The sequence below is a fragment of the Pseudobacillus sp. 179-B 2D1 NHS genome (assembly GCF_045370945.1).
In the GTDB taxonomy this organism is placed as follows: Bacteria; Bacillota; Bacilli; order Bacillales; family Domibacillaceae; genus Pseudobacillus.
Genome location: NZ_JBIQDP010000054.1, coordinates 1 through 8322, shown reverse-complemented (window position 1 = coordinate 8322; position 8322 = coordinate 1). Strand labels below are relative to the sequence as shown.

6 protein-coding genes and 2 pseudogenes are annotated in these 8322 nt (G+C 34.3%); 5 read left to right on the top strand and 3 right to left on the bottom strand.

Annotated features, from left to right (window positions below):
• Positions 1 to 1212 precede the first annotated feature (1212 nt).
• The 5 genes and pseudogenes from ACH0BF_RS24765 to ACH0BF_RS24745 all read left to right on the top strand — a co-directional run bounded on the left by ACH0BF_RS24765 (position 1213) and on the right by ACH0BF_RS24745 (position 4146).
• A pseudogene (locus tag ACH0BF_RS24765) lies at positions 1213 to 1791 on the top strand (GGDEF domain-containing protein).
• Positions 1792 to 1814: 23 nt separating this feature from the next.
• Positions 1815 to 2144: a YolD-like family protein gene (locus tag ACH0BF_RS24760; protein WP_406910498.1), complete on the top strand. Its 330-nt coding sequence runs from the start codon at positions 1815 to 1817 to the stop codon at positions 2142 to 2144.
• Between the two features lie 373 nt (positions 2145 to 2517).
• On the top strand, positions 2518 to 2754 hold the full coding sequence (locus tag ACH0BF_RS24755) for a hypothetical protein (protein ID WP_340856908.1): 237 nt from the start codon (positions 2518 to 2520) through the stop codon (positions 2752 to 2754).
• Positions 2755 to 3678: 924 nt separating this feature from the next.
• Positions 3679 to 3933 (top strand): annotated as a pseudogene (locus ACH0BF_RS24750) (DDE-type integrase/transposase/recombinase); the annotation flags it as partial.
• Between the two features lie 6 nt (positions 3934 to 3939).
• Positions 3940 to 4146, top strand: a complete 207-nt coding sequence (locus tag ACH0BF_RS24745) for an IS3 family transposase (RefSeq protein ID WP_340856910.1) — start codon at positions 3940 to 3942, stop codon at positions 4144 to 4146.
• A 237-nt stretch (positions 4147 to 4383) separates the two neighbouring features.
• Here ACH0BF_RS24745 and ACH0BF_RS24740 read toward each other — a convergent pair whose 3' ends face one another.
• The 3 genes from ACH0BF_RS24740 to ACH0BF_RS24730 are packed head-to-tail and all read right to left on the bottom strand — an operon-like array spanning position 4384 to position 8052.
• On the bottom strand, positions 4384 to 5514 hold the full coding sequence (locus ACH0BF_RS24740; protein ID WP_340856911.1) for a Ger(x)C family spore germination protein: 1131 nt from the start codon (positions 5512 to 5514) through the stop codon (positions 4384 to 4386).
• Positions 5511 to 6974: a spore germination protein gene (locus ACH0BF_RS24735; protein ID WP_340856913.1), complete on the bottom strand. Its 1464-nt coding sequence runs from the start codon at positions 6972 to 6974 to the stop codon at positions 5511 to 5513. The genes ACH0BF_RS24740 and ACH0BF_RS24735 overlap by 4 nt, the downstream gene beginning before the upstream one ends.
• Positions 6961 to 8052, bottom strand: a complete 1092-nt coding sequence (locus ACH0BF_RS24730) for a GerAB/ArcD/ProY family transporter (RefSeq protein WP_340856914.1) — start codon at positions 8050 to 8052, stop codon at positions 6961 to 6963. The genes ACH0BF_RS24735 and ACH0BF_RS24730 overlap by 14 nt, the downstream gene beginning before the upstream one ends.
• Positions 8053 to 8322: the final 270 nt, after the last annotated feature.

Genomic DNA, 8322 nt, shown 5'->3' with positions numbered 1-8322 from the left:
GTAAAAAAGATGATTGGGTATAACAATGCAGAATACCAAAGCTTCCACTCATTGTGATAAAAAAATCCAGTCTGTATAGAAATCCATTCAAAAAAAGTGGAGAAAATAGACCAGCATAGGATGTATAGTAATTTTATTGATATTTTTTGTTCAAAAGGAAAAAAATTGAGAAATAATAAGCTAATTGTATGGAGTAAACAAAATAACGGGACTTGGCCAAATTAAAAAATCCCTAAACTTCAGGATTTTGTCTACACTTTTTTATATTGAGAGTGAATCTGTTCCAGGTGAATCTTTTGGAGATCTAGTTCTGAGAGACCTTTTTTTCTCCTACTGCCTTGATGAGGGCGATCTCATGATACATCGCCTCAGAAAGAATCCCCTTTTTTATCCTCTTACTGATTTCCACAAAAAGGCCGGCTAAAAGACTATCTGGCAGTTGTTCGTATGAAGACAAAAGTTCCCCTAATCCAAATCCTTATATATACAATATAATATCGGTATTTTCATACATTATTGAAATAAAATGTAAATCCCTTGATGAAGAAAAAATCAAGAAGAAAGACCTGTAGCGCCTTTCAACAGCGCTACCTACAGTAGCCTAAAACTTTAAAACTTGCATGAAACCATAACGAAAGTGAAAACACAACTTTGGTTTCCAAAAATCAGCTATCTCTCTCAACTTGCATCACTTATTTTTCCCTTTGCTATATTCGCATAAAATTTGTTCAGTATGCATTTGGCTGGACCTCTTTTTTACAGAGAGTTCCTTGTGAAATTTCGCAATTATATTCTCTCACCATTAGGACAGGTGCTTCTCTTAACCTTATTCCTTTTTGCGTTATTAAAAGAAAACGCTTTGCCGCTTTTTGAATTAATCGTATTAAAAGAGCGCAACCATTTAAGATTCATTTAGTGATTCATTCTTTGGTTCTTTTTCCTAGCCTTTTACTTAACTGTTCCTAGTGATTGTGTTATGTAGGAGCCGATTCTATGGAAAATAAGGGAACCAATTTATATTGTCAAGATTATTTAACGGACCCTAAAAAATGGGGTAATTTTACCTTTTTCGTGGTATACTCATTAGACACCGGCAAATAAATAATAGAGGTACTTTAAAATGAAATATTATGGTCAAATCAGTTTTATCAGTATCGTACTTATTTTCTCGTTCATATAGGTTCTTTTTTGGGTGAATTGGTTCATAAGCAGATGATAGATGGCCTGCTGTCTTTAGCCATTGTCTGGTTTATCGGCATACAGTATGATAAAATGCGTTTTTATGCCTATCATGATGACCCGACGGAAATATATAATCGAAGATTTGCCTTAAATATGTTTTCAAAAAGGAGCGCAAGATCTTCCTATTCTTCTTTGGCAGTTTTTATGGTAGGTGTATCATTTCAAAGAGATAATCGATTCGGCCACAAATCGGGAGACTGCACTTTAAAAAGGCTGTCGATGCTGCTAGATCATACCAGAAAATCCGATATGCTCGTCCGCTGAGGCGGCGACGAATTTGTCATTATTGCCCCTAATTTTATTCCTGAGGATGTGGAAAAGTTCGTGGACAGGTTGGAAGAGGAAATATTCGATCAAAGTACGCGAGCCGAACCCTCCATAGGAATTGGAATTTCGATTGAATATGCCTTTTATCCGGAGGAAGGCCGTTCACTAGATGAACTTCTTTATGTTGCTGATCAGAAAATGTATAAAGCAAAAACACAGGCAAATAAAGTGCTTTTCAAGGAGCAGGCGACATCAACGCATAATCAAACGTTCTTAAAATAAAAAGATAAAAAGGAGCGATTTTAATGCTGCGAGATAGCGAAACCGTAAGATGGCAAGGAACCTTAATGTTTAAACATAAAAAACTATTGAGGAATGATAGTAAGAATGATTACAAACTCTCCCATCCTCATCCTGACGAAACACAAGCCAAAGAAATGGAGCAGCTTTTAATTAAAAGTTTGCAGGAAAACACTTTGTTAAAAGTAACCGCTTGGAAGAGTGGATGCCTTGTATCAAGAGTCGGGAAAGTCACAAAAATTGACCGCTACAGCAAGAAAGTTACCATACAAGGTGAACGGGGTTCATCTTGCATCCTAAATCTTCTTCATATTATAAGTATAGTCACGCTGTAAAAGTTTTTTAAACCTGAAGAAATAAAGAAGGCTCAAAAAGGCTTATTCCCGAGAACATGTTAAAGCAATGTGTAAACCTCATCTAAAGGAACCACCCTCTTTCCCTGTCTTCCGCAAAGTCTTTATACCATTAGGTTGTGAATGCTTGGCATCCGAAGTAAAACACCCGTGTGTAAACTTTATTCATGCTTAATACTCAACTTGTTTGGGTTGTACAAAAAAGGAGAAGGGCAAGCAACCTTCTCCTTTTTATATGAGTTTGAATAACATTCCATTCAATCCCCTTTTTTGTAATAAATTATCATAAGCTGATCAAACGAAGATCATACTAGTTACATGAAGTTCTTGCTATTCGGAGAGGAGATGAAGATACATGCTTAAAAAAGTAATCAAATGGATGTTAATCCTAGACTCCATGATTTTCATTTTATACGGAGGCGTTCTAGGCTTACATATCATGTTTTATTCAAATGTGCATTTGCCTGTATTAGAAGCTTGGAAAAGTATGCTTCTTTGTTTTGGAAATGGTTTATTATTTCAGCATATTGCTGTGCATTTGGACAACAACAAAGAACTGCTAGAAAACCAAGAAAAAAACGAAAAATATTAAGCCTGAAGGGCGTATTATATCCATGAAAATATTCAAGTATATCTTTCTTTTTGTTGGTTTTCTTTGCTGGTTTTCGATTCTCTATTGTTGGTGCGCTACAGAAATATTCCCCTGGATTCTCCGGTTTTTTAAATAGAGATTTATCCTACATCTTTAAAAAATATGACCGGAACCTTGTATGGAATTGTGACATAAAGTAAAAAGAGATCCACTTTTCATGTGTGGGATAATCTCGCTCACAAAACAAAGAACACACTTGTCACTTGCATTTCCCTACTCCTTGATTTCTGAATAAAGTTCATTCCTATGTGGCAGGATGAATGTTAGGAAGCCACACCAGGAGCTCTTTCCTCTTATGGCCGGAAAAAACCGCCTGTCCACCAAGACACCGTGCGGTTTTTCTCATTGTAAAGCTCATTATTCACCCCAAAAAAGCCCGGTTATCACCGGGGTCTTTTGGGGTACTTTCAAGTAACAACCGGATAGAATGATCACTAGGAAGATTAAAACAATCCGAAAACTTTAGCTTCCCTTAATTTAATACATGGTTTACTTTTATTTTAGTAATCCAAACAACATAGACAATACGATATATCGTGAAATTCATTAAGCGCTTTATGTTCGTTGAGCTTAAAATCAATTATGTAAAGGCTCGAAGGCCCTTTAATGAAAAACATATATATTTTGCACAATTTTAGAAGAAATTTTGATTAAAAGCTCCCCAAAAAATCGACTAAACCTCCAGTTCTTTTATAGAGAAGAACAACCGGTCTCCTGAACAGCAGGAGCTCTTAGAACCTCGCAAGGGACTAAAAGCAGTTGAGGATGGAAAATGATATTTTAAAACAAGCCGCACTGATCATGGAACCAATCAGCTTAGGCAAATGAATTGAAATGTGAGTTTCAGCAGACGGAAGAGAAAAAATTGTCGTCAGTAACTTAACATACGTCAAAGTCAAAAACAAATGGCATTACGTATGTATCCTTGTCGACCTCTTTAACCACGAAATCATCGGATTTAGTACAGGACTAAACAAAGATGCAAACCTTGTCGTACAGGCTTTTTCTTCCATTCAAAGTGATCTGTGGGACATTCAGCTATTCCACACTGATCGTGGTAGCGAATTTAAAAACCAGCTCATTGATAAAACGCTAGCAACCTTCCAGATTGGCCGCTCTTTAAGCATGAAAGGCTGTCTATATGATAATACGGTGACAGAAGCCACGTTTAAAATTATTAAAACGGAATCTGTCCGACAAATAAAGCTTGATAATTTAGAGCATCTTACACTTGGATTCAGTGACTATGTCAACTTGTTTAACAAGCTAAGAATTCATGGGGCACTAGGCCATGTAAGCCTGATTGAATACAAACAAACGGCTGTCCCTTAAAAAAGTTGTCTGATCTAGTGTTGACGATCCACATGTACAGTCCCCAAAGTGATGCTACTTGTAAAGAAGTAAGGGAATTACTTTTCTTATTACCGTTAGATTTATTCATAATAGTCTCCCAGACATTTTTATTTTACTCTTTTTCATCATTAAGTAATTTATTCACTTTATATTACTGCTTTAAATATTTATAAAAAAATCATTTGACTCCACAACTAAGTTTGCCTAACTCAAGTTTCAATTATATAGACCCTTGTTTTCCAAGAGAAAATTTACCGTAACATTTTTTATAGAATTAGCAGATAACGTATAATCTTTTAATTGTTGTGGTTTAACCCCATCATGGAAAAGTATATTTTTTAGATTATATACGTCAATTTCCTTATCAATTCCATTCAGATAAGTGGACCTTATTTCTTTTTTAATCTGTTTTGTTACCAATTCTTCTATTTTTTTTGAGGAAAAGTCTTCTTCCAAATCTGTTAATTCTCCTTTTGCATCAACATGTATGTTAAAATGGAAATTCCCACCATCCTTAACTACATTTATTTTTACAGATGGTGACGTTATTCTTACAACCCCTTTTATTTCATTGTCCTCAATAATATTTACTGGTGTATTTTTAGTATTTGTTTGCGTCCATCTAAGACCAATAAGCTCTTCATACGACATCCACTCTTTATAGCTTCCTTCACTCACAGGAAAAGCCCCATTTATTTTCAGGGTGTTTTTAGTCTTTGGTTCTGTAGTAGATTCCTTCCAATCGGTTTCGTCAATAGAAATAGAAGGCAGCAAAGCTGTCCCTCCTGGTTCGTTATAAATCGAAGCAAATTTATGCAATCGCATAGGTTTTATATAAGAATATTGATGGTATGTATCTGTTGGCTTATACAAGATCGTATATATTGGAGGGAGTTGAAAAAAACCAGTAGAGCTAAGTATTTCTTCAATTGACTCTTTTGTCCCGAACATCCACGGTGTATAACGAAATTCTCCATTTTTCTTCAAGGATTCCTCCACTTTTTTTATACCTTTTTCCAAAACAGACTCTGTATAGATAATCGTTCCTATATGTGACCAGTTCATTGTTTGTTGGGATGTTCGATATAAATCGAAAATAGCATCATTAATTGTACGACCTGAGCCATTGCCTATATATAGTGGTACGGGTTGTCCCATTTTGCCACCTTCCGTTTTAGCTACATTGGAAAAGTCAAGAATTTGAACATAAATTATATATTTTTCATCTTTATAGTCAATTGCTATTGTTGTGGCGTAATTGACTTCACCAATTTCGCGTTCATCCCAGCACCCTGTTAAAATCAATAATACCAATGCTAATAGTAGCGTTATTATTAATTGTTTCATTTTTTTTCATCTCCCTGACGGTCAGTATCATTTGTGTCAAGGATCTTTGCGCGTTCATCTTGTTGAACAACTGGATATTTCAGTAAAGATTTAGAGAAATCGCTTTTTACATATGGTGAGACTGGACTTAAATAAGGAACACCAAATGATTCTAGCTTCGCAAGGTAGCCAAGTGTTAGATAGACACTAATAAAAAAGCCAAACAATCCTAGAGCAGAAGAAAGAAGAATGGAAAAGAATCGCATAATTGAAACTGTACCATAAAGAGCCTGATTACCAAGTGTAAAGGTTGAAACAGCTGTAATTGCAGAAATAACTAACATAGTTGGAGACGTTAAACCTGCTCTAATTGCTGCATCACCTACGATTAATCCACCTACAACTGCTACGGTTTGCCCAACTGCTTTTGGCAATCGGACACCTGCTTCGCGAAATAACTCAAATAGACTAAGCATTAATAATACTTCTACTGTTGTATTAAAGGGTATACCTAGCCTGGAAGATGATATTGTTGCAAGTAACGGTAATGGAATTTGGTCTACATTAAATGCAGATAACGAAACCCAAAAAGCTGGTAAAAACAAAGCCAACATCAAGCCCAAAAGTCTAAGTAAAAGTTCAAAAGAGGCATAGTAATATGGTGTATGTTCGTCCTCAGCAGTATGGAGAAGTAATCCCAAATTTGCTGGTGCAACTAATACATTTGGGACATTATCAATAAAAATAGCAAATCTGCCTCTAACTAGGCTGCTGACAACACCATCTGGACGAGATACAGATTGCATTAATGGAAAAAGAGAGTAATTAGAACCACCAAGAATTTCCAGTAATTGATTGTCGCTGTTTACAATATCTATATCAATACTATTTAAACGATGAGTAACTTCTTTAATCATCTTATTATTTTGTATATCTGTTATATATACTAATCGAACTTGCGTTTTACTTCTTTTACCAAGAGTAAAAGACTTTGTTACCAGAGAATTTGATTTAAGTCGTTTCCTTACTAAAGCAATGTTTGTACTCAAATCTTCAACAAAAGCGTCTCTTGGACCACGCAAAGATACCTCGGTATGGGATTCTTCAGGTGATCGTTTTGGTGGACTGGATGTATTAAAGAAATATAAATTTTCAGTAATCAGTATTGCTGTATAGCCATTGAAGATTTTTTCTTGAAGCTTATTATCAATATTTATTTCATGCTTACGCAATGTAATGCGTTCAGAACAATTTATGTTATCTACACCTTTTAGTCCATCGCGGTAGTATTTGTTTTGAATGTCTGGAAGTATACTATTTATTAATAATTTGTGTTCAATTAACCCATTGCAGTAAATGATAAGGATTTGTTCCTTTTTTTTATTTCCGTATAGGTGTTGTTTCTCAATAGATACATCTGTTGAATGTCGGAAAAGATTCGTAATATATTCTTCATCTATTTGATAATTATTTCTTCTCATTTGTAGACACCCTATTCGTTGAAGTTTTAATTAAATAAGCAAAAAAAACTGTGATAAAAACACCAAAAAAGATACTTCCAAAGTAGTAAAAACGGGATAAAAAAATAAAGAACTCCTCATTTGAAATAGGTAACACAATAACAATTAGATAGATAACACAAATAAAGGCCTGAATATAAAAGCGATGTTTTTTCTTTTTTATGTCAAAGGGCTGTGTAATCATATATAAAATCATACTGATACGGATAAATGTACCAGATAACCATTGATAAATGGATAAAAAATCTAGGTGATTAAAATAATTACCTATCCCTAAGATACGCCACTGAGAAAACGCAGGATATCTCAACTTCCCTGCTTCTTCTACTCCAAAGGTTGAAATACTGCCAAGTAATGGTCCGACTGTTAGAATGCATAAAAAAGTGATAAGCAATAAAATGTGTAAAAATCTCAGTTTTCTATCGACGTGATGCTGTAAAAATATCAGCAATATTATTTCGATGGCTGAACCAAATGCAAAAAATGAACCATGAAACACTTCCTTCCACCCATTTTCAACTAATACAGGTGTAATAAGTTTATAGTTTTTATCAGGAGTGGTACCAATTGCGACAAACAAACCAAATATAATAACTAATGGAAGTACAACACCTGCGCAAATGGCGATTACATTTATCTTACCGTATGAAATATAAATGGATGCTGTCAAAATGAATAGAGATATTACTACTACCGGTGTATTAAACAAAAAAGTTTCATTTATCCACAATACCGTTTCTTTTAAGGTAATAAAACCAGTTATGGACAAATAAATAACCAATAAAAAAGCAATCGTTCGACTAAGCAATTTGGAATATGTAGATGATATCCATTCAAAAATAGATACTGATTGAAATTTTCTAGTAACATACAGTAATAATAACGAGAACAAAAGGGTTACTACATAACTAATAATTACACTTATCCATGCATCACGACCTGCAGCATCAATTAAAAACGGGATTATAATGACATGATTAGTTAACCCTATGCTTAATATAAAGATTGAAAAAAGCTGTGGGATGTTGATTTTTGTCATTCCACAATCCCTCCATTAAACCTATTTATAATATTGTCTTTCCAAAAACAACTCATAGTATTCATATTTTTCATATTACTCTAGAGACATTCTTAACTTAAATAAGTTTTATTAGTATGCTTTTTAAAATATTAAGTATGGTTTAACTTGATTATTATGAAATTAAACTGTATGTAAAGACTATTATCTGGAGTGGAGTTAGTATAGTTTCATGGACACAGTTTAATTAAGTCCTTACAATTATTTTGAGAGGATGTGTCCGAATTGGAA